23 protein-coding genes are annotated in these 21,255 nt (G+C 70.5%); 12 read left to right on the top strand and 11 right to left on the bottom strand.

The genetic code is table 11. The annotated features are described in order from the left end of the window. The first annotated feature begins 21 nt into the window (after positions 1–21). Positions 22–453, top strand: a complete 432-nt coding sequence (locus AW270_RS24235) for a DUF3592 domain-containing protein (protein WP_061297702.1) — start codon at positions 22–24, stop codon at positions 451–453. Here AW270_RS24235 and AW270_RS24230 read toward each other — a convergent pair. Genes AW270_RS24230 through AW270_RS24210 form a run of 5 tightly spaced genes read right to left on the bottom strand, consistent with a single transcriptional unit; the run spans position 437 to position 6,445 of the window. Continuing rightward, complete coding sequence (locus tag AW270_RS24230; RefSeq protein WP_063819318.1) at positions 437–1,474, bottom strand: YihY/virulence factor BrkB family protein; 1,038 nt, start codon at positions 1,472–1,474, stop codon at positions 437–439. The two genes, AW270_RS24235 and AW270_RS24230, sit on opposite strands and share 17 nt — an antisense overlap. A gap of 20 nt (positions 1,475–1,494) precedes the next feature. Next, entirely contained in the window at positions 1,495–2,355 is an 861-nt protein-coding gene (locus AW270_RS24225; RefSeq protein ID WP_061297699.1) for an LLM class F420-dependent oxidoreductase, read from the bottom strand. Positions 2,356–2,365: 10 nt separating this feature from the next. Further along, positions 2,366–2,911: a DUF305 domain-containing protein gene (locus AW270_RS24220; protein ID WP_063819323.1), complete on the bottom strand. Its 546-nt coding sequence runs from the start codon at positions 2,909–2,911 to the stop codon at positions 2,366–2,368. Then, positions 2,908–4,191, bottom strand: a complete 1,284-nt coding sequence (locus AW270_RS24215; RefSeq protein WP_061297695.1) for a DUF1996 domain-containing protein — start codon at positions 4,189–4,191, stop codon at positions 2,908–2,910. Before AW270_RS24215 ends, AW270_RS24220 begins: the two co-directional genes overlap by 4 nt. 58 nt (positions 4,192–4,249) lie before the next feature. Further along, positions 4,250–6,445 (bottom strand): discoidin domain-containing protein, encoded by a 2,196-nt coding sequence (locus tag AW270_RS24210; protein WP_218009332.1) that lies wholly within the window; start codon positions 6,443–6,445, stop codon positions 4,250–4,252. A gap of 418 nt (positions 6,446–6,863) precedes the next feature. On the opposite strand from AW270_RS24210, the gene AW270_RS24205 reads away from it, so the two are divergent. Continuing rightward, a complete protein-coding gene (locus AW270_RS24205) occupies positions 6,864–7,715 on the top strand; it encodes a hypothetical protein (protein WP_061297691.1) in 852 nt (283 codons plus the stop codon). Between the two features lie 7 nt (positions 7,716–7,722). Here the strand turns inward: AW270_RS24205 and rox are convergent, their stop codons facing one another. The 4 genes from rox to AW270_RS24185 all read right to left on the bottom strand — a co-directional run bounded on the left by rox (position 7,723) and on the right by AW270_RS24185 (position 12,492). Next, on the bottom strand, positions 7,723–9,129 hold the full coding sequence (gene rox, locus AW270_RS24200) for a rifampin monooxygenase (protein ID WP_061297688.1): 1,407 nt from the start codon (positions 9,127–9,129) through the stop codon (positions 7,723–7,725). Between the two features lie 132 nt (positions 9,130–9,261). Next, on the bottom strand, positions 9,262–10,017 hold the full coding sequence (locus AW270_RS24195; RefSeq protein ID WP_061297686.1) for a lysophospholipid acyltransferase family protein: 756 nt from the start codon (positions 10,015–10,017) through the stop codon (positions 9,262–9,264). A gap of 28 nt (positions 10,018–10,045) precedes the next feature. After that, positions 10,046–11,722 (bottom strand): thiamine pyrophosphate-binding protein, encoded by a 1,677-nt coding sequence (locus tag AW270_RS24190; RefSeq protein ID WP_061297684.1) that lies wholly within the window; start codon positions 11,720–11,722, stop codon positions 10,046–10,048. Next, positions 11,719–12,492 (bottom strand): cyclase family protein, encoded by a 774-nt coding sequence (locus AW270_RS24185; RefSeq protein ID WP_061297683.1) that lies wholly within the window; start codon positions 12,490–12,492, stop codon positions 11,719–11,721. The genes AW270_RS24190 and AW270_RS24185 overlap by 4 nt, the downstream gene beginning before the upstream one ends. Positions 12,493–12,612: 120 nt before the next feature. Here AW270_RS24185 and AW270_RS24180 point away from each other — a divergent pair, with 120 nt between their 5' ends. The 9 genes from AW270_RS24180 to AW270_RS24140 all read left to right on the top strand — a co-directional run bounded on the left by AW270_RS24180 (position 12,613) and on the right by AW270_RS24140 (position 18,398). Further along, positions 12,613–12,879, top strand: a complete 267-nt coding sequence (locus AW270_RS24180) for a hypothetical protein (protein WP_157522511.1) — start codon at positions 12,613–12,615, stop codon at positions 12,877–12,879. Positions 12,880–12,891: 12 nt separating this feature from the next. Continuing rightward, positions 12,892–14,268 carry a sensor histidine kinase gene (locus AW270_RS24175; protein ID WP_063819317.1) on the top strand — a complete coding sequence of 459 codons (1,377 nt, stop codon included), beginning with the start codon at positions 12,892–12,894 and terminating at the stop codon, positions 14,266–14,268. Next, a complete protein-coding gene (locus AW270_RS24170) occupies positions 14,265–14,927 on the top strand; it encodes a response regulator transcription factor (RefSeq protein WP_061297679.1) in 663 nt (220 codons plus the stop codon). The genes AW270_RS24175 and AW270_RS24170 overlap by 4 nt, the downstream gene beginning before the upstream one ends. Positions 14,928–15,017: 90 nt before the next feature. Continuing rightward, positions 15,018–15,419, top strand: coding sequence for a hypothetical protein (locus AW270_RS24165; RefSeq protein WP_061297677.1), 402 nt, complete (start codon positions 15,018–15,020; stop codon positions 15,417–15,419). A gap of 11 nt (positions 15,420–15,430) precedes the next feature. After that, positions 15,431–15,982 carry a class F sortase gene (locus AW270_RS24160; RefSeq protein ID WP_061297675.1) on the top strand — a complete coding sequence of 184 codons (552 nt, stop codon included), beginning with the start codon at positions 15,431–15,433 and terminating at the stop codon, positions 15,980–15,982. A gap of 55 nt (positions 15,983–16,037) precedes the next feature. Beyond that, complete coding sequence (gene dhaK / locus AW270_RS24155) at positions 16,038–17,030, top strand: dihydroxyacetone kinase subunit DhaK (RefSeq protein WP_061297672.1); 993 nt, start codon at positions 16,038–16,040, stop codon at positions 17,028–17,030. Further along, positions 17,030–17,617: a dihydroxyacetone kinase subunit DhaL gene (gene dhaL / locus AW270_RS24150; RefSeq protein ID WP_245674833.1), complete on the top strand. Its 588-nt coding sequence runs from the start codon at positions 17,030–17,032 to the stop codon at positions 17,615–17,617. The genes dhaK and dhaL overlap by 1 nt, the downstream gene beginning before the upstream one ends. Beyond that, positions 17,617–17,997: a dihydroxyacetone kinase phosphoryl donor subunit DhaM gene (gene dhaM, locus AW270_RS24145; protein WP_061297670.1), complete on the top strand. Its 381-nt coding sequence runs from the start codon at positions 17,617–17,619 to the stop codon at positions 17,995–17,997. Before dhaL ends, dhaM begins: the two co-directional genes overlap by 1 nt. A gap of 11 nt (positions 17,998–18,008) precedes the next feature. Next, positions 18,009–18,398 carry a cupin domain-containing protein gene (locus tag AW270_RS24140; RefSeq protein ID WP_061297668.1) on the top strand — a complete coding sequence of 130 codons (390 nt, stop codon included), beginning with the start codon at positions 18,009–18,011 and terminating at the stop codon, positions 18,396–18,398. Here AW270_RS24140 and AW270_RS24135 read toward each other — a convergent pair. After that, positions 18,395–18,691 (bottom strand): VOC family protein, encoded by a 297-nt coding sequence (locus tag AW270_RS24135; RefSeq protein WP_245674832.1) that lies wholly within the window; start codon positions 18,689–18,691, stop codon positions 18,395–18,397. The two genes, AW270_RS24140 and AW270_RS24135, sit on opposite strands and share 4 nt — an antisense overlap. 484 nt (positions 18,692–19,175) lie before the next feature. Then, positions 19,176–19,649, bottom strand: coding sequence for a hypothetical protein (locus AW270_RS24130; RefSeq protein WP_061297666.1), 474 nt, complete (start codon positions 19,647–19,649; stop codon positions 19,176–19,178). 411 nt (positions 19,650–20,060) lie between these two features. Here AW270_RS24130 and AW270_RS24125 point away from each other — a divergent pair, with 411 nt between their 5' ends. After that, positions 20,061–20,897: an alpha/beta fold hydrolase gene (locus AW270_RS24125; protein WP_061297665.1), complete on the top strand. Its 837-nt coding sequence runs from the start codon at positions 20,061–20,063 to the stop codon at positions 20,895–20,897. Positions 20,898–21,255 lie beyond the last annotated feature (358 nt).

Raw genomic sequence — 21,255 nt, 5'->3', positions numbered from 1 at the left:
CTTTCTCACTAGCCTGCCGGGGTGGAACGCGTCGTCCTGGGGTTGATCCTGGAGTTCGTCGGCCTTCATCTGCTGGCCCAGGGCCGGGGCGTGCTGCGGGCGAGCCGGGCCTTTCTCGCCACCGCCGTCCGGGCCGACGGCGAGGTGGTCAAGCTGGAGGTCAGCCGCAGGGGCGTGGCCCAGCGGCCCCGCCCGGCCCACGTCTACCTGCCCGTTCTCCGGTTCCGCACGGCCGAGGGCCGGACCGTCGAGGCGCGCTCCCCCGTCGGGGCCAACCCCGCTCCGGCGGCGAAGGGCGATCGGGTGAGGGTCCTGTACAACCCCGCCGACCCCGCCGACGTCCGCATCGACGACGTGAGGGGGCACGGCGTGACGACCGGCCGGTGGCTCGTCGGCATCGGGGCCGTGATCCTGGTCGTGGCGTTCGGGACCGTGGTCAGCGCCGCTTTCTGACCCGGTCGACCAGCGCCAGCACCGCCGCCAGCAGGGCCATGCCGACCGCTCCCACCAGCGGTTCCCGTTCCTCTTCCTTCGTCGGACCGGGGTCGGGCAGCGCGGGTTCGGTGTGGTGGGTGCGGGAGGCCTCCAGCTGGGCGGCCACGGCCAGGCCGATGAACAGGGCGATCGAGGTCAGGAACGCCCACAGCAGCAGCGCCATCACGGCCGTCAGCGGGCCGTAGGTCTCACCGAAGCTCTCGTTGAGGCCCGTGTAGACGGCCAGGCCCAGGGTGAAGACCGTCCAGAGGACCAGCGTCACCAGGGCGCCGAAGGCCAGCCACGTGTGGCCGGGCTGGCGGCGGCGGGGGGAGGCGCGGAAGATGACCGAGGTCGCCGCCAGGGCCAGCAGGAAGCCGAGCGGCCACCGCACCAGGTCGAAGGCGAAGCGCAGGCCGGGGCCCCAGTCGTACACCTCGGCGAGGGCGTGTTTGAGCGCGCCGCCGCCGACCATGGTGATGAACCCGGCGACCATGAACGTGCCGGCCGTGGTCGCCAGGACCAGGCCGCGCAGGTACTTGCGGTGGAAGGGGCGGTCGCGTTCGATGCCGTAGATGCGGTTGGCCCCGCGTTCGACCTGGGCCATCGTGCTGACCAGGGAGAACACGGCCGTCACCAGGCCCAGCCACAGGGCGACCGCGTCGGAGCGCGAGCCGCCGTCGAGGATGTCGCGGACGGCCGCGACGCCCTGTCCCGGGCTCAGGGAGCTCAGGGTGAGGGCGAGGACCCGGCCGAGCCGCTCGGTGTGGACCACCGAGCTGAGCCCGACCAGGGCGATCGCGCCGGGGATGATCGACAGGCACATCTGGAACGCCAGCGCGCGCGAGTGGCTCATGCCGTCGCCGTAGCGGAAGCGCACGACGGAGTCGCGCGCGAGCCGCCAGGCGCCGTAGGCGCGCAGGGCGGCCCAGGCGTCGTCGGCGGACAGGTCGTCGCCGGTCATCGATCGGGTCTGGGGGACGAGGGTCGCTGAGCCCACGCCGCCAAATTAGCCCAAGGTCAGATCAACTGGACGACCGGGATCACTTCGGACGCGATCTGCTCCAGCGGGGCGATCTCGTAGGCGTCCTTCACCTGGCCGATGGCCAGACCGAATCCCATCTCGGAGAAGGCACCCAGATCGTCCACGATCTTCTGGGTGCCCTGCGAGGTGTCGTAGACGTAGTAGACGGTCTTCTGGATGTCGTCGTAGTTGCGGCCGACCGCCTCGCAGTGGCCGCGCAGCACGTCGAGCTTGTGCTGGAGCTGGTCGCCCGGGAACAGGTTGCAGGCGTCGGCGTACTGCGCGACCAGGCGCAGCGTCTTCTTCTCACCGCCGCCGCCGACCATGATCGGCGGGTGCGGCCGGGTGACGGACTGCGGGGAGTTCAGCGGCCGGTCGAGGGTGAAGTGCCGTCCGGTGTACGGCTTCTCGTCGCCCGCCCACATCTGCAGGCAGATCTGGAGAGCCTCCTCGAGGATCTCGAACCGCTCGGCCACCGGCGGGAACGGGAAGCCGAGCCCCTTCGACTCCTCCTCGTTCCAGGCGGCCCCGATGCCCAGCCAGGCACGGCCGCCCGACAGCACGTCGAGGGTGGTGATGATCTTGGCGAGCAGGCCGGGCTGCCGGTAGACCACGCCGGTGACCAGGGTCAGCAGCCGCGCCCGCGTGGTCAGCGCGGCCATCCAGCCCAGCGTGGTGTAGGCCTCCAGCATCGGCTCCTCGGCCGGGCCGACGCCGCGGATCTGCCAGAAGTGGTCCATCACCGCGATGGTGTCGAACCCGCCCCGGTCGGCGGTCTGGACGACCAGGGCGAGCTGGTCGCGCAGCGCCGCGTCGCCGGGCACGGTGAAACTCGGGATTTGCAGTCCAACCTTCATGGTCACATTCTTACCGGCGTCCCTTCGCGAGCCCGGCCAACGCGGCGAGCTGCTCGGTCCGTGCCGCGGTCATGTCGGCGGCCAGGCCCAGCGCCTCGGGCGAGGCGCCCGCCTTCTGCTCGCCGGCGGTCACCATGGCCGACTGGTCGAAGTGCCCTTTCAGGGCGGCGACCAGCATCGTGTCGAACCTCTTCCCTTTGGCCTTGGCCGCCGCCTCGATCATGATCGGTGTCGGCATGCCGGGCATGTCGTGGCCCTCGTGCGGGTTGGGGCCCGCCTTCGCGCTGGTCAGGATCGCGCGAAGACGGGCCAGCTCAGCCCGGTGACCCTGGCCGACGGACCCCGCCAGGTCGGCGAGTGCGGGGTCCGCGGCCCGGCCGGGGGCCAGGTCGGTCAGTCGCAGCACCCGCTCGTTCATCGCCGCCATGAGCTGCGCCCACGCCAGATCCGTCGGGTTGTACGACGCCTCCGCCACCACCTGCTTCACCGGCGGCGGTGCTTCGGGCGTACATGCCGAGGAAAGCAGCAGCACGACGGCGAGAACGAGTCTTCTCATGGGCGGCCGTTGGCCCCGCACTTGATGACCGGACGGATGCAGTCACGCACGCGCTGCCACATCTCCGCCTCGGGCCAGGCGTTGAAGAAGTCGCCGTGCATCGTGAAGCCCCGGCCCGACGAGAGGCGGATCCGCGACGGATCGCCGCTGACCGGGTAGCGCAGCACCTGGCGCAGCTTCGGCACCGGGACCGGGTGGGTCGACGGGCACGCCTGGTTGACGGGGTAGGCCATGTGGCTCTTGTGGTCGGGCGAGTCGAGGTTCACCCCGTCCCAGCACTGCGGGAAGTCCAGGTACGACTCCAGCATCGTCCCGGCCGGGCAGTTCACGAAGTCCTTCGACGCGCCCGCCTCGTTGGCGTGCAGGCACGACCACCGGGCGATCGTCGTGCTGTCGGGCGCGGTGGCCTTGGCGTTGCCCGCGACGATGCGCAGGCCCAGCGGGAGCGGCTGGATCTGCGCGGTGATCTCGGGCCGCACGCCCTCACCGAGGTAGTAGAAGGTCGTGATGACCGGTTCGACGGGCTGGTCGTTGACGTACAGCGTCGGCACCCAGTACGACGACAGGTCGATGCGCGGGTTGCAGTTGGAGTCGCCGGCCAGCAGCGACTCCACGGTCGAGTTGGCGTTCGTCGTCAGGTTGCCGAAGAACGAGTGCATGTGCGAGGCGCCCGCCAGGCCCGGGAAGATGATCGGGTCGTCGGGGAGCCGGTGGGTGAACGGGCAGTCGGCCAGGAACTCCGACACCCGCACGATCGGGCCCTGCGGCTGCGAGGGCGTGGGCGTCGGGGTCGGGGTGGGGCCGCCGCCGGGGCCGTACACCTCGAACTCCCAGAGCGACACGCCGTAGCCGGTGGCGCGCGCGGTGGTGTAGACGCGGATGTAGCGGGCCGACGTCTGGGTGAAGCTGATCGTCTGCACGCCGCCGGTCTGGGCGGTGCGGGTGGCCACCGTCGTCCAGCTCGTGCCGTTGGAGGAGGTCTGGAGCTGGTAGGCGGTGGCGTACGCCGCCTCCCAGCGCAGCACGACCTGGTTCATCGAGGTCGCGGCGCCGAAGTCGACGCGCAGCCACTGCGGGTCGGAGAACAGGCTCGACCACCGGCTGCCGGCGTTGCCGTCGACGGCGTTGGCGGCGACGTGCCCGCCCTCGACCGACGAGGCGGTGGCGGTCTTTCCTTGCGAGATGGGGGCCGCTTCGGCCCGTTGGGTGACGATCGTGAGCATCGCCAGGATGAGCGCGCCGATGGCGGCGATCCTGGCCCACGTGATGGTCAGGGACATCGCGTACTCCAATGGTGGGGGGTGCTCCCCGGGGGCGTGCGGCCCCCGGGGAGGTGGATCACTGGTACACGCGCACGTAGTCGACGAGCATCTGCTTCGGGAAGCCGGTGGAGGCGTCCGGCGGACCCGGCCAGTCGCCGCCGACGGCGAGGTTGAGGATGACGTAGAACGGGTGGTCGTAGACCCACGGCCCGCGGGTCGCCTCGACCTGGGCCTTGCTGAGCGTGAAGACCTGGCGGCCGTCGACGCTCCACGTCATGCCCTGGCTGTTCCAGTCGAGGGCCCACACGTGGAAGTCGTCGGAGAAGTCGGCGCCGTTCGGCAGGGTGTTCGGCGCCCCGATGCCCGCGCCGCCGTTGTAGGCGGGCGCGTGGATCGTGGTGTAGGAGGTCTTCACGTCCTTGCCGAGCACCTCGACGATGTCGATCTCGCCGTTGTACGGCCACGGACGCCCGGTCAGGAAGTCGGCGCCCATCATCCAGAACGCCGGCCACAGGCCGTTGCCCTTGGGAACCTTGATCCTGGCCTCGATGCGGCCGTAGGTGAAGTGGAACTTCGTGCCGGTGTTCATCCGGTGCGAGGTGTACTGGCAGGTGCCCCCCGGGCATGCCGACCCGGGAGTGACCTCCTGGCGGGCCTCCATGACCAGCTGGCCCGCGCCGTTCATGTTGGCGTTGTTGTTGTTGGTGTAGTACTCCAGCTCGTTGTTCGGGCCGGTGCCGACGTCGGGGCGCCACTTGGTGGCGTCGGGCTTGGTGCCCGCCGCGCCGTTGAACTCGTCGCTCCAGACCAGCTGCGGGGGGTTGCGCGGGTCGGGCGGAGCGGCGGGCGGGGTGTTGGGGGCGCCACCGGTCCCGTACACCTGGAACTCCCACAGGCTGTAGCCGTAGGCGGTGGCGCGCTGGGTGCCGTACATCCGGACGTAACGCCCGCTTCCCGTCACGTTGATCGACTGCTTGAAGCCGGTCCCCGTGGTGGTGGAGTAGATGCTGGTCCAGTTGGTGGCGTCGTTGGAGGTCTGGATCTGGAAGGCCCTGGCGTAGGCCGGGTCCCACTGCAGGACGACCCTGCTGATCTGGGCCACCGCGCCGAGGTCGACGTAGATCCAGCCCGGGTCGACCCAGCCCGTGGTCGAGCTCGTCGCCCAGCGGCTGGCCGGGTCGAGGTCGAAGGCGCGGGCCGGCGTGCACTCGTAGCAGTTCACGTCGCTCTGCGACGTCGAGGCGACGGCGGGCTTGTTGTACGACAGCAGGCGCGTCCCACCCGGGTCAGGTGACGGGCTGGGAGACGGGCTCGGGCTCGGCGACGGCGAGGGCGAGGGCGAAGGGCTGGGCGAAGGGCTGGGCGACGGGCTCGTCGTCGTGCTCCCGGTCCGCACCTGGATCTCGAAGAGGCTGACGCCGAACGGCAGCGCCCGGTTGCTCATCACGATCCGCAGGTAGCGGCCCGAACCGGTCGCCGTGATGTTCTCCGTGCCACCGGCCCCGGTGGTCGTCGCGTAGATCTGGGTGAACGTGGTGTTGTTCGCCGACGTCTGGATCTGGTACGTCCGCGCGAAGGCGGCCTCCCAGACCAGGGTCAGGCCGCAGATCGACGTGGTGGCGCCGAGGTCGATCGTCACCGACTGGGGCTCGCCGTAGGCGCTGGCCCACCGCGTGCCGGCGACGCCGTCGACGGCGTTGGACGCGACGAAGGTTCCCTCGGTGGAGGTCGCGGTGATCGGCTTGCCGAGGGCGGCGTTGCCGCCGCACGTGCCGGTCGGGCCGGTCGAGCCGTAGACCTGGAACTCCCACAGGGAGTAGCCCCAGGCGGTGCCGCGCTGGGTGCCGTACATGCGGACATAACGCCCGGTGCCGGTCACATTGAGGGTCTGGACGCCGCCCGTTCCGGCGGTGGTGGTGTGGATCGTCGTCCAGGTGGTGCCGTTGGCGGAGGTCTGGATCTGGAACGCCCGCCCGTAGGCGGCCTCCCAGTTCAGCACGACCTGGCTGATGCTGGCCGAGGCGCCCAGGTCCACCTGGATCCACTGGGGATCGGAGAAGGCGCTGGCCCAGCGGGTGCCGGTGCTTCCGTCGACGGCCGCGGACGCCGTGAAGGCCCCCTCGACCGAGGAGGCGGTGGCGGTCTTCCCCTGCGAGAGCAGGGCGTCGGCGGCCTGGGCCGGCTGGATGGCGACGTAGGAGGCGAGCAGCGCCAGCGCTGCCGCGATGAGCACGCCCAGGCGTAACCGGCCCGGACTGCGCGATGAACTCAACGTGTCTCCTCGGGAGGGCGGGGGGTGAAGTTCGGGGAGCGCTCCCTGGGCCCTGAGGTTCCCCTTTTGTTCGGATATCTGTCAAGTATCAAATTAACTCCGACGTAACGAAGACGAAAGGGTGAACAGCTACGGAGAGCGCTCTCCGGAACTGATCATGAGAGCCGCGCGGCACGTTTGAGCTTTGAATATCCGATGGAACGGTTTCAGGCGAGGTCGCGGGCCGATTGACTGACACGGGCCGGTACGGGCCATTGACGAGGGCAGCCAGGCCGGGTCACCCTGATGAGGGAACGTTCTCTTCATGATCCATTACGTCGACGCCGTAGACGCCTGGACCAGCTTGTACGTCCACTAGACCTATAACGCTTCGATAACACGCCGCGATTTCCCGATCGCGGTGCGTAATGTCTTCCGCATGCCCCCGACCACCGAGCACGAGATGTGGCTGGACCTGTTCACCAACAACCCCCGCCTGGCCCCCGACCTGTTATCGGAGACCTTCGGCATGCCGGTCCCCTCGTACGACGAGGCCAGCGTGGAGTCACCCGGCATCGTCCTGCGCTACAGAGGCCGGCCGGTTCTCGCCTGCGTGGTCGAGGTGCAGCGCGACCATGATCCGCGTCGACGCCTGACCTGGGCCGAAAACGTCACCGCCGCCTACGCGCGGCATGACTGCCAGACCATCCTCCTGGTGATGTGGCCGCACGCCCATGGAGCCGAACATCTCGCCACGCCCATCGTGCTGGGCCCCTCCTCCGTGGTGACGCCACACGTGATCGGGATGTCCGCCCTCCCTTTGGTGACGGACGAGGAACAGGCCATCGCCAACCCCGAGCTGGCGACCCTCTCGGCCCTCGCCCACGCGGACGGCCCACGGGGCAAGGAGGTTCTGGCGGCGGTCTCGGCCGGCGTCCTCTCGCTGGGCAAGGCAGCGGGGGAAAAAGAGGAAAACGCCAAAATGTACGCTGACTATCTCTCGGAAGCCTTGAGCAGGACCGCTTCGGAGCTGTGGAGGACAATGATGGGTGTGGCGAAGTACGAGTACAAGAGCGAGTGGGCCCGCCGGTACGTCGCAGAGGGCAGGGCCGAAGGAAAGGCCCAAGGTGAGGCGGAGGCGGTGCTGTTCATCCTCGAAAGCCGCGACTTCGAGGTGAGCGACCAGCTCCGCGAGCGCATCCTCGCCTGCACCGACCCCGCCGTCACCCGCAAGTGGCTCGAACGCGCCTTCACGGTCGCCACCCCCGAGGAACTCGTCCAGTGGGACTGACCGGCCTTCACGACGCCGGTTCGCCGAACCATCTGGTCAGCTGACCGGTCAGGTCGTCCTGGGAGTCGCCGACCCACGCCACATGGCCGTCCGGCCGGAGCAGCGCCGCCGGGACGCCCACCTCCTCGCTGACCCGGCCGACCCTGTCGGCCCAGCCCTCGGCCGAGAGCCGGCCGGTCGGGTCGACGAGCAGGCCCCGGCCGTCGCGCATCGAGGCGTAGAGGTCACCGTGGTTCCGCATCCGGCGTCCCACCAGCTCGTGGCCGTCGCCGAGGTCGTAGCGCACCCCGATCGCGGTGACCTTCTCCAGCAGGAACCGGGCCACGTTCTCGAAGTCCATCAACTCCGACAGCACGTGGCGGACCGCCCGGACTCCCGGTTCGTTCGCCAGCAGGTGCATCTGGGCGGCCGTGTTGGTGAGCACGTCGGCCGCCACCGGGTGGCGCTCGGAGTGGTAGGTGTCCAGCAGGTCGCCGGGGGCCCAGCCGTTCACCTGGGCGGCCAGTTTCCAGCCCAGGTTGAACGCGTCCTGGATCCCCAGGTTGAGGCCCTGCCCACCGGTCGGCGGGTGGATGTGCGCGGCGTCCCCGGCGAGGAAGACCCGTCCCACCCGGTAGCGCTCCGCCTGCCGGGTCGCGTCGCCGAAACGCGACAGCCAGCGCGGGGAGTGGGCGCCGAAGTCGGTCCCCGCCGTCGCCACCAGCTGACGCCTGAACTCCTCGATCGTCGGGGCGACCGCACGGTCGTCGGCCACGCCGTCGGCGGGGACGAGCACCCGGTAGTTCCCGTCGCCGAGCGGCCCCGCCCCGAACCGCAGCTCGGTCTTGCGGATCTCGGTCATCACGGCGGCCACCGTCTCGGGCGGCGCGGTGAGCTTCATCTCCCCCAGCAGCGTGTCGACCCTGCTGGGCTCACCGGGGAAGGCGACGCCGAGCAGTTTGCGGACCGCGCTCCGCCCGCCGTCACACCCGACCAGGTAGCGGGCGGTGAGCCGGGTTCCGTCGGCCAGTTCGGCCGTCACCCCGTCGTCGTCCTGGGTCAGCCCGACGACCGCGTTCCCCCGCCGGATCTCCGCGCCAAGCTTGACGGCGTGCTCGGTCAGCAGGCGCTCGGTGGCGGACTGCGGGATGCCGAGGATGTAGGGGTGGGCGGTGTCGAGGGTCACCTCGCCCGGCTTGACGATGGCGGCGAAGTGGCTCCGCAGCGGATGCCGCTGGCCTTCGGCGAGGAACGCGTCGAGCAGGCCCCGCTGGTCGATGATCTCGATGCTGCGCACGTGCAGGCCGAGCGCCTTGACGATGTCCGCCGGTTCGGCCGCCGCCTCCAGGACGACCACGCCGACACCGTGCAACCGGAGTTCGGCGGCCAGCATCACACCGGTCGGACCTGCGCCGACGATGATCACGTCTGTCATGGAAATCCCCCTGTTCGCGTGAACAGTGGGAGATTCTGCTGCACGCCCGGGGTCTTGCCGCAAGCCCCGGGGTGCGCTATAGCTTGGTAGTGGCAGGGAGATCCGATCTCCTTGCCTTCGTCGTCTCCGGGCTCACTCGCTCTCGCCCCGGTTGGCCCTCTCCTTGCGCTCCGCCTCGTCGAGGGCCGCCGCCTCTTCGGGGGTCGGGGCCGTTCCGCCCAGGTGGGCGGGCTGCCACCAGGTTCCGGCGCCGTCGTCGGGGTAGGACCGCTGGGCCTTGTCGACGAGCTCCGACAGGCGGCGGTGGAGCTCGGCGGTGGCGGCGTCCATGTCCTCGCGGCGCTGCGGGCGCATCGGCTCGCCGATCGAGATCGTCACCGGGATGTTCCGCTGCATGATCTTGCGGGGGCGGCCCTTGGTCCAGAGGCGCTGCGTCCCCCACAGCGACATGGGGATCAGCGGCACGTTGGTGGCGGCGGCCATCCGCACCGCGCCATTCTTGATCTCCTTGACGGTGAACGACTGGCTGATGGTCGCCTCGGCGAACACGCCCACCACCTCGCCCGCCTTGAGCGCCTTGAGCGCGGCGATGTAGGCCCCGGCGCCCTCGGCGCGGTCGACCGCGATGTGGTGCATGCCGCGCATCAGCGGGCCGGAGATCCGGTGGTCGAAGACCTCCTTCTTCGCCATGAAGCGCACCAGCCGGTTGGCCGGCCGCGCGCCGAACCCGGCGAAGAGGAAGTCGAGATAGCTGATGTGGTTGCTGACGAGGACCGCCCCGCCGGTGGTCGGGATGTTTTCGGCACCCTCGATGTTGATCTTCATCCCGAGGACCTTGAACATCGTCACTGCGGCCCCGATCACCGGGGGATACACGATCTCAGCCATGCGAGAACCGTAACCTACGAACCCCCGGTCAGTGCCCTCTGAACGCCTCCTCCAGCCACCACGAGCCGCGCTCGCGCGTCACCTTCGCGTGGATGAGAAGGGGCAGGTCACGGGGGCCGTCGACCCACTCACGCACCGCATCCAGATCGGCCGCCGAGCGCACCGTGACGGCGGCGCAGCCGAACCCCCGCCCGATCGAGGCGATGTCGACCGGAGGGAAGGTGACGGTGCCGTGCGGAGCGCCGTGGAAGTGGTGGACCTCGGCCCCGTAGGCCTCGTCGTCGTACACGACGACCACCATCGGGAGCCCCAGCCGCACGACGGTTTCGAGCTCGGCCACGCCCATCAGCGCGCCGCCGTCCCCCAGCGCCGCCACGGGCAGCCGGTCGGGCCGCGCGAGCGCCGCCCCGATCGCGGTGGCCAGCCCGAGCCCGATGGACTGGAACGACTGGGTGAAGCAGAACCCGAACTCGTCGGGGACGTCCAGGAACATCGCCGGATATCCCATGAAGTTTCCCGAGTCGACCGACACGATCCGTTCGGCCGGGAGCAGCTCGTCAAGCCGGATCGTCAGCGTGCGGGGGTCGATGCGCCCCTCGCCGCTCTCGTCCCGGTAGGCGACGTCCTGCCAGCGCCGCCCGGCCTCCAGGCGGGCGGCCAGCGCATCGTTCCGGTATCCGCCGCGCTGACCTGGGAGTTTTTCTTTTACGGCTGTCGCACACCCCGCGACGTCCCCCGCGACGCCGAAGTCCACCGACCGGTGAGCCCCGATCGCCGTTGCGTCGATGTCGACCTGCACCACGGTGGCCGAGGGGCCGATGAGCGCGCCGTGCCGCATCGTCCACATGTTGAGCGCGCACCCCCACCCCACGATGAGGTCGGCGTCCCGGATGAGCTCGGCCGCGAGCGGCGTCGCGAACCCGCCGGAGACGTCGAGGTCCCACGGGCTGCCCTTGAACAGCCCGCGCGCGACGGCCGACGTCGCCAGCAGCGCCCCGGCCCTCTCTCCCAGCGCCTCCAGCTCCCGCCGGGCGTGCCGGGCCCCGCGCCCCGCGACGAAGACCGGCCGCTCGGCGGCGGCGACGGCCTCGGCCAGCCGATCGAGCGACCCGTCGTCGGGCAGGCGCGCCGGACCGGTGAGCGCGTCCGCCCGGTCGTCGGATGCGGACCCGGGCTCCTGCGGCTTCGCGCTCCCGCCGGCACCTGGATCGAAGCCCTCGCCGACCTGCTGAGCCTGGACGTCCAGCGGCAGGTTGAGCAGCACCGCCCGCCGCTCCTCCCGCGCGGTCCGATAGGCCGCGACCGCGTCGGCGACGGCGGTCTCCGCCGAGGCGATCCGCAGCGGCACCGCCCCGACGGCCTCGGCCAGCGCGGCCTGGTCGACCCAGAAGTTGGACAGCCGCGACGTCACCTCACCGGCCAGCACCAGCAGCGGCGTGCGGCTCTTGGCCGCCTCGGCCAGGCCGGTGATCATGTTGGTCAGGCCCGGCCCCTGGTGCACGGTCACCACCCCGACCTCGCCCGACATCCGGGCGTAGGCGTCGGCCATGGTGGCGGCGCCGCCCTCGTGCCGGGCCGCGACGAAGCGCGCTCCCCCGGCCACGAGGGCGTTGGTCACGTGGAAGTTGCCGGAGCCGACGACGCCGAACACGGTCCGCACGCCCAGCGACGCCAGCGCCCGCCCGACCGCCTCGTCGACGTTCACACCTCGACCAGGGCCAGCACCCGGACGGGCGAACCCGAGCCGCCCGCGATGGGCAGCGGCGGGGCGACCACCACGGCCCCGGTCACCGGCAGCCGGTCGAGGTTGCGGAGCTGGGTCAGGCCGTACTTCCCCGCGCCGAGCAGGAACGAGTGACACGGGAACGCGGGGTCGAACGAGTGGGCGGCGCCCGCGTCGGTGCCCACGGTCTCCACGCCGAGCCCGACGATGGGGGTCTCCTCGGCCAGGTAGCGGGCGCAATCGACCGAGATGCCGGGCGTGTGCGGGCCGGTCTCGTTCGCGTTGAGGAACGCGGCCTGGTCGTGGGCGCGGACGTCCCAGCCGGTCCGGTAGAGGAGCCAGCCGCCGTCGGGCAGCGGCCCGTGCTCGGCCTCCCAGGCCTTCACGTGGGAGATCTCCAGCAGGAAGTCGGGGTCGGCGGCGGCCTCGGCGGCGAAGTCGAGCACGACGGCGGGCGCGAGCAGCTTGGCGGGCGCGACCTGGGAGACGTCCTCGCCGTCGCGGGCGGTGACCCAGTGGATCGGCGCGTCGAAGTGGGTGCCGGTGTGCTCGCCGGTCGAGATGTTGTTCCAGTACCACCCGGGGCCGCGGTCGTCGTAGCGGCTGATCTCCTGGAGCGTGAACGGGACGGTGTTCCCGAACGGCTCGGGGAGCATCAGGATCGGGGTCGACTCGGCCAGCGGCGCGGTGAGGTCGACCACCTCGATCGAACCGCCCTTGATGCCCTCGACCAGATCACGCAGCACCGACATGTCAGAACCCTTTCGACGAACTTCCGGTGATCTTCCTACAGGTTCGGCGGCGCGGGGAAGATAAGAGTCTTCTCATCCTGCTCCCATGATGTTCTCCTGAATCGGCCCGAGACTGGGGCCATGCTTCGCAGGACGTCGGTGCCGGTGCTGATCGCCGGGGCGGTGCTGGCCGCCTTCGCGACGACCGGCGTCTTCTGGGCGTTCGGCGACGACGGGCCGCACCTGGGCGGGCCGGTGGTCGTCACCGCCGAACCGTCCGAGGCGAAGCCTGACCCGTCGGCGTCCCCCGCCAGGCAGGACCGTGGCGACAAGGTCGGACCGCCACCCCCGAGGCAGGGCGGGGACGACGACGACGGAGATGACGACGATGACGACGGTGACGACTGAGCGCGGGGTGCGATGAGCGCCCGTGCCCGGATCGTGGGCTGGATGCTCTTCCTGGTGGCGCTCGCCCTGTCGGTGTCGTTGTCGGCGACGTGGAGCATCCTGCTCAGCAGGCTCGACTCCCGCGTCAGCGCCGAGCTGGAGAACGAGACCGAGAAACTGCGCCGGTTCGTCGCCAACGAGACCAAGGACTCTCCGCCGCGAAGCGCCGCGGCGCTGCTCGACCTCTTCCTGTCGGTGAACGCCCCCGACCGCTGGGAGACCTACTTCCGGGTCGTCGGCGACGAGGTCAGGATCAGCGGCGTCGACCGGCTGGCCCCCGTCGAGAACGACCAGGCCCTCCTCCGGAGGATCAGGGCGGTCACCCAGAGGCCGGTGGCCGGCTGGACCGACAGCGCGGCCGGACGGGTGCGCTACGCCGCCATTCCCGTCCAGGTCGGCGGCGAGGTCGGCCAGTTCGTCGTGGCGGTCTTCTACGACGCCCACCGCGAGGAGATCGTGGCGTCGGTCCAGACCCTGGCGATCACCGGCCTGGCGGCGCTGACGCTGGCTGGCGGCGCGGGGTGGTTCGTGGCCGGGCGGGTGCTCGCCCCGATCAGGCTGGTGCGCCAGACGGCCGAGGCGATCTCCGACAGCTCCGACCTGACCCGGCGGCTCGACGTCACCGGCAACGACGACGTGGCGGCGCTGGCGGCGACGTTCAACCACATGCTCGACCGCCTCGACCACGCCTTCGCCGCGCAGCGCACCTTCGCCGACGACGCCGGGCACGAACTGCGCACCCCCATCACGGTCATCCGCGGCCACCTGGAGCTGATGGGCGACGACCCGGACGACCAGCGCGACACCCTCGCCCTCGTCAACGACGAGCTGGCCCGGATGAACCGCCTGGTCGACGACCTGCTGACGCTCGCCAAGGCGGGCCAGCCCAACTTCGTCACCCTCGAACCGGTCGAGCTCGCCGAGCTCACCGTGGGCGCGGTGGCCCGCGCGCGGGCGCTGGCCGACCGCAAGTGGCGCGTCGACGAGGTGGCCGAGCAGTACGCGCTCGCCGACCAGCAGCGGCTCACCCAGGCGTTGATGCAGCTCATGGCCAACGCGGTGCGCCACACCGGCGACGGCGACCTGGTCGCGGCCGGGTCGGCGGTCCGTGACGGCCAGGTGGTGCTGTGGGTCCGCGACAGCGGCCCGGGGGTCGCGCCGGAGGACCGCGAGCGCATCTTCCAGCGGTTCGAGCGCTCCCGCATCGCCGGTGAGGGCTCCGGCCTGGGGTTGTCGATCGTGCGGTCGATCGCCGAGGCGCACGACGGCCGGGCCTTCGTGATGGACGCCCCCGGTGGCGGCGCCCAGTTCGTCCTGACCTTTCCCTTCGTCCTTGAGGAGGCCGCGTGAACCGCATTCTGATCGCCGAGGACGAGGACCGCATCGCCGCTTTCCTGGAGAAGGGCCTGCGGGCCGGAGGGTTCGTGACGACCGTGGTGACCGACGGCCTCGCCGCCTACGAGCACGCCCGCACGGGCGACCACGACCTGATGATCCTGGACATCGGCCTGCCGCTGAGCGACGGCTTCACCGTGCTGCGCCGCCTGCGCGCCGCCCGCGCCGAGATCCCCGTCATCATCCTGACCGCCCGCGACAGCGTCGGCGACACGGTCGCGGGCCTGGAGGGCGGCGCCGACGACTACATCGCCAAGCCGTTCGCCTTCGAGGAGTTGCTGGCCCGCGTCCGGCTGCGCCTGCGCGGCGAACGCGCCCCCGAGGCGACCGTGCTGCGCGTCGGCGACCTGGCCCTGGACCTGCGCACCCGCCGCGCCCACGCCGGAGAGCGGTCCATCGACCTGTCGACCCGGGAGTTCGCCCTGGCCGAGGCGTTCTTCCTCCACCCCGAGCAGGTCCTGTCCCGCGAACAGCTCCTCAGCCAGGTGTGGGGCTTCGACTTCGACCCGGGTTCCAACGTCGTGGACGTCTATGTCCGCTACCTCCGCCGCAAGATCGGCCCCGACCGCATCGAGACCGTGCGCGGCACCGGATACCGCCTCAAGGCCCGATGAGACCGCTCTAACCCACCTCTCAGACAGGCCCAACCCCCGCTCCCGACGCTGATCTCAGCACCGAGAAACCGAACCCGACAGGGAGCTGAGATGAACCTCGAAGCACGCCGGGCCCTCCTGGCCCTCGCCGCCCTGGCCACCGTGGCCACCGTGGCCACCGCCACCGCCGCCCTCCCGGCAGCGGCCCACGCCACCCCGACGTGGTCCACCACGGTGACCGACGACGACGACCGCCGCGACGACGACGACGATGACGACCGGCCCAGCGGTGGCGTCGAGACCGGGGCCGGGGGGACGCGGGACGACGACGGCGAACGGCCAAGCGGTGGGGTGGAGACCGGGATGGGGGGTGCGGCCGATCTGCGGTTCGTGTCCGCTGAGGAGAGCGGGATGAACCCGTGGGTGCCGCTCGGGATCGCCGGTGTGGCCGGGGTCGGGGCCGTGGCGGGGCTGGGGATGCTGGCGCGGCGGCGTCAGGGTGAGGCGTCGTGAGGACGTGCACGATGAGAGCCGGTGCTCTGCTGGCGGGGGCGCTGCTGCTGGCGGCCTGTGCGGGTGAGGGTGCGCCGGCGGCTCAGGCGGCCACCGGGGTGGCGGGCGTCGTCCCGGCTGCCAAGGATGTGGCGAACCCGGCCAGGGTCCGCATTCCGGCCATCAGGGTCAACTCGCCGATCATCCCGCTCAGGCTCGACGAGAAGGGCAAGCTCATCGCCCCGAAGAGGTTCGACGTCGCGGGATGGCACAAGTCCGGCCCCGAACCGGGTGAGAAGGGCGTCGCGGTCATCGCCGCGCACGTCGACTCCACATCGGGCCCGGCGGTCTTCCACCGGCTCCGCGAACTGAGGAGGGGCCACAGGGTCACCGTCGACCGGGCCGACGGATCGAGCGTGACGTTCACCGTCTACCGGATCGCCCGCTATCCGAAGAACGACGTCCCGAACGGGCTCGTCTACTCCTCCGGCTCCGGCGCCCAGATCAGGCTGATCACCTGCGGCGGCACGTTCGACCGGGCCCGGCGCTCCTACCGCGACAACATCGTGGTGTTCGCCCGCTGATCACCGGGAAGGGGAAGCCGTGACACCGGCTTCCCCTTTCGCCGTGGAGGCACACGTGAAGAAACTCATCAACGCCGTCGGCGACGTCGTGCCCGACACGCTGCGGGGCATGGCCGCCGCCCACCCGTCGCTGCGCGTCGACGTCGAGAACCGGATCGTGGTGCGCGCCTCGGGCCCCACTCCGGGCAAGGTGGGCCTGGTCTCGGGCGGTGGCTCGGGCCACGAGCCGCTCCACGCCGGTTTCGTCGGTTACGGCATGCTCGACGCCGCCTGCCCCGGCGAGGTGTTCACCTCCCCGGTCCCCGACCAGATGATCGAGGCCACCAAGGCCGTCGACGGCGGCGCGGGCGTCCTCCACATCGTGAAGAACTACACCGGCGACGTCCTCAACTTCGAGATGGCCGCCGAGCTCTGCGCCGAAGAGGGCGTGCACGTGATCAGCGTCCTGGTCGACGACGACGTGGCCGTCCAGGATTCGACCTACACGGCGGGCCGTCGGGGCACCGGCGCGACCCTGTTCGTGGAGAAGATGGCCGGCGCCCTGGCCGAGCAGGGCGCCCCGCTGGAGGCGGTCGCCGCGATGGCCCGCACGGTCAACGAGCGCAGCCGCTCGTTCGGCGTGGCCTTCTCGGCGGGCACGGTCCCCGCCGCCGGCAAGCCGACCTTCGACCTGGGCCCTGCGGAGATCGAACTCGGCATCGGCATCCACGGCGAACCCGGCCGGTCGAGAGAGCCCTACCGGGAGGCGAGGGAGATCGTCCGGGTGGCCCTCGACGCCCTCAACACCGATCTCCCGTTCTCCGGCGACATGCTCGTGATGGTGAACGGCATGGGCGCGACCCCCCTGATGGAGCTCTATCTGGCCTATGGGGAGGTGGACGCGTACCTGCGGGAGAAGGGCGCGACCGCCACCAGGTGCCTGGTCGGCAACTATGTGACCAGCCTGGACATGGCCGGTTTCTCGATCACGACCTGCCTGCTCGACAACGAGCTGACGATACTCTGGGACCACCCGGTGGAGACCCCGGGCCTGCGATGGGGACGCTGATGGACACGGCCTTCTTCCTGCGCTGGATCGCGACCGTCACCGAACGCGTCCGTGCCGAGCGCGACCACCTGACCGACCTCGACCGCGCCATCGGCGACGCCGACCACGGCTCCAACCTCGACCGGGGATTCACCGCGGTGGAGGAGGCCCTGGTCACCACCTCTCCGGCGACCCCCGCCGACGTGCTCACCACCACGGGCACCACCCTGATCCGCAAGGTGGGCGGCGCGTCCGGTCCCCTGTACGGCACTCTCTTCCGCACCCTGGGCCGCTCGATCGGCGACGTGGCAGAGGTGTCGCCGGAGGCGCTGGCCGACGCCTTCGCCGACGCCCTGGGGGCGATCATGAAGCTGGGTTCGGCCGCGGAGGGCGACAAGACGATGATCGACGCGCTCGCCCCGGCCGTACCGGCCCTGAAGGTGTCCTTCGACGCTGCGGCGCAGGCCGCCCGCGACGGCGCCCGGGCCACCACGGAGATGCGCGCCCGCAAGGGCCGCGCCAGTTACCTGGGCGAACGCAGCGTCGGCCACCAGGACCCCGGCGCGACCTCGATGGCCATCGTGATCGACAGCCTGCGGGCGGCGTGATGGTCGGCCTGGTCCTCATCTCCCACAGCGCCCGCCTGGCCGAGGAGGCGGTCGCCCTGGCCGTCGGCATCGCCGGCGACGACGCCCCGATCCGCCCGGCGGGCGGCACCGACGAGGGCGGCCTCGGCACCAGCCTGACCAAACTGGAGAACGCCGTCGCGGAGGTCGACCAGGGCGACGGCGTGGTCGTCCTGATGGACCTCGGCAGCGCCGTCCTCACCGCCCGCGCCTTCGTCGAAGACCGCCCCGACGTGGTCCTGGCCGACGCGCCGTTCATCGAGGGCGCCATATCGGCCCTGGTCACAGCGGGAACCGGCGCGACCCTGGAGGCCGTGGTCGCGGCGGCGGAGGAGGCCAGGACGATCGGCAAACTCTGCTAACCTCGCGGCTCGTGACAGAACGGGTGTACGTGGGCAACGCCAACGCCGACGCGCTGCTCGACCGCGGCTGGCTCCTCGGCCACTTCCAGCCGTCGGGCGACCCGAGGCACAGCGACGAGGTCGAGATCAAGTGGGGCGTCCACCCCAAGGGCGAGGAACGCGCCGAATGGGTCACCGGCGAGTCCCGCACGGCGATGATCGTCCTGATCAGCGGCCGGTTCCGGATGGAACTGCGCGACCGGAGCGTGGTGCTGGAGAAACAGGGCGACTACCTGGTGTGGGGCCACGGCGTCGACCACTCGTGGGTCGCCGAGGAGGAGTCGGTCGTGCTGACCGTCCGATGGCCGTCGGTCCCGGGCTACCAGGCCCCGGCTGCCCCCGATCGCTGCCGGACTCTCTAGGCCTGGGCGACGACGGTGAGGGCGACGGTCCTGCCGTCGGGGTCGGTCAGGGTGTGGTGTCCGGGCGCCCGTCCCGGCCCGGCTTGGAGGGTCAGTCCGAGGCGGAGCCGGCCTGTCGGCGGCTGGTCGCCCGCCGGGTAGAGCTCGATGACGGTGGTCCCGAGCGTGGCGGCGAAGTGCACGGGGCCCGCGCCGTGCCGTTCCCTCTCGAAGGTCAGCCCGAGGCCGGAGTAGAAGGCGTGACAGGCGTCGAGCCGGTCGGTGTAGATGACGATCAGGTCGGCGTGGATCACACGTCTCCTCACTGGAAAAGCCACCGAGTCTGAAGGTTCGTACGCGCGCACCCCCGACCAGCGGGGCCCGCGCCGCCTTCCTGGAGCGCGGCCGCTTATCACTGGTGGCGGAAATGATGAGAAGCTTCCAGAGCTTGGACATCCGCTCGAACACCCATGTCGGCCTGCGAATACCGGTCTCCTCAAGGCCCCCGGAAGTACCCAAGCCATGTGCCCCGATGCGACCCTGGGATGGGCGGCAAGGAGCCCTCGGTGGTGAGCACGGCGATCCTGCCTCCGGCGAAGACACTATCTGCCGCAGTTGCTGGAACCGATCGCGCGGAGACCATACTGGTGAGGCAGATGCACATCGAATGGACGCTTAACCGAACTGATCTCGGTAGTGAACCATGAGTCCCCTCTCGGGCGGCTCAACTCTCTGTGACCACATTCGGTTCTGAGGGGGGCTGTCCGGCGTGTCGCGGCGATCGCCGGGGGCTTCGGGTCAGCGGCAGCGCAGGTCGGACCCGGCTTCGTGTCCTCCGTCGAAGAATTCCACGATGACCTCCTTCGAGCCGTCTCCTCGCCATGATCCGCTCGGGCTGACGTATACGGTGCCGGAGAGCGCTTCGCCCTCGATGCCCTCGACCGTGACGGACTCGTAGTGGCGGACAAGCTCGGCATCGGGCAGCTTCGTGATCAGAGCCAGGTGGACCAGATAGTCGCAGTGGTTGCTGTTGCCTGACAGAAGACCCACCACACTCGCCTCGGCCCGCAGATCATGTTCGGTGTCGGGTGGGAGGGAGAGCATGCTCACTCGTTCGTGCAGCCTGGCCAGCTTCTCGTTGTTGCGCCACTGCGGAACGACGAACACCAGGGTGCAGGCGACGATCGAAGCCAGGAGCGCGAGACATACGAAGAACGGCCACCTTCTTTGCTGCCTCGGTAACGCCTCCAGGGGTGTTTCGGTCAGCACCATGCCATTCTCCAGAGATCGTCGAGTGATCACCATTCAACAACACGGATCGCTCATTGCGTCGATGCTGAGAAAGCCCCGGCGAGCCGGCTGAGCGGGATCGCGCCCCGTGCTCTCAGGTGCCCAAGGCTTCGATTTCGACTACGCCGGTGTCATCATCGGCCCTGACCTGGACCCCCGCTGGGTCCCCGTCCGATCTGCCGACAAACACCGCGACCAGTACAGCGCGCCCGGCTTCGACACCCCTACCGCCTGCTGGCCACTCGCGCCATGCGCGGTGTCGTCCTCCACGCCGCAGAGCCTGCCATCGATGACCTATTGGAAGACCTCGGCGTACCCCTCTCAGAGAGCTGACCGCACGAGTCGCAATGCCACCGCCCGCGCTCTGAAAGGCCCGGTCGTTACCATCACGGCATGATCGAGCTGGACGTCGAGGTGGCCGAGGGCCGCACCCTGCACGTGTACGACACCGCCCCGGCGAGGAGCGAGCTGCTGCCGGTTCTGTGGCATCACGGCACCCCCAGCCTTGGATCGCCCCCCGAGCCACTGTTCGCCGCCGCCGACCGGCTGGGCCTGCGCTGGGTGTCGTTCGACCGCCCCGGCTACGGCCGGTCCGCCGTCGCGCCGGGCCGCACCGTCGCCTCGGTCGCCGCCGACACGGCAGCCGTCGCGGACGCCCTCGGCATCGGCCGGTTCGCCGTGATGGGCTACTCCGGCGGCGGGACATACGCTCTGGGCTGCGCCGCCGTCCTGGGTGACCGCGTCCGGGCGGTGCTGAGCCTGGCCGGCATCGCCCCCTACGGCGCGGACGGGCTGGACTGGTTCGCCGGGATGATCCCGTCCGGGGTGGCCGCCCTGGGCACGGCGGCGGCGGGCCGCGAGGTGCGGGCGGCGCTGGAGGAGGCGGACTTCGCCTACGACTGCGAGTTCACCGCAGCCGATCTGGCCTTCTTCGAGGGCCCGTGGAGCTGGCTGGGCAAGGTGAGCGAACCGGCCCTGGCCGCCGGCCCCTACGGCCAGATCGACGACGACGTCTCCTACACCCACGCCTGGGGCTGCGACCCCGGCACCATCAGCGCCCCCGTCCTGCTCCTGCACGGCACCGCCGACCGGGTCATCCCCGCCTCCCACGGAACCTGGCTGGCAGCCCACTGCCCCACCGCCGAACTACGCCTCCACACGGACGCCAGCCACTTCACGATCGCCGGCCACGCCGAAGAGGGCCTGGACTGGCTCGGCCGGCAGCTCTGAACAGGCTGCGCTTCGATCATGGTCAAAGCACCGAACGAGAGAGAAGTCGTCACTCTCTCCGTCGGAAACCTCACCGCTGTGCGGAGGTTCTGTACCGGGAATCTTTCGGCCGGGAGGCGCTTCCCGCATCTTCCCGGCTCAGCACCCATCTGGTGATGACCGATCGGCCTGCAACTGGAGATCGGGATGGCCCGTAAGCTCTCCGCGCGGGATCGTTCCTAGTAGGACGATTACATAACGCATGTTCGAACAGGTACGAATCTGCGGCACCTCGTCTCTAGTTTCGTCCCCAAAGCAGAGCCTTACCGCGCCGGCATCCACGAGATCGCCACTCTTGTAGCGAATCCACGACCGCCGC

Source organism: Herbidospora cretacea, from assembly GCF_001570605.1.
GTDB lineage: Bacteria > Actinomycetota > Actinomycetes > Streptosporangiales > Streptosporangiaceae > Herbidospora > Herbidospora cretacea.
Note: the sequence above shows the minus strand (reverse complement) of the source record. Positions and strands in the feature narration are given on the sequence as shown.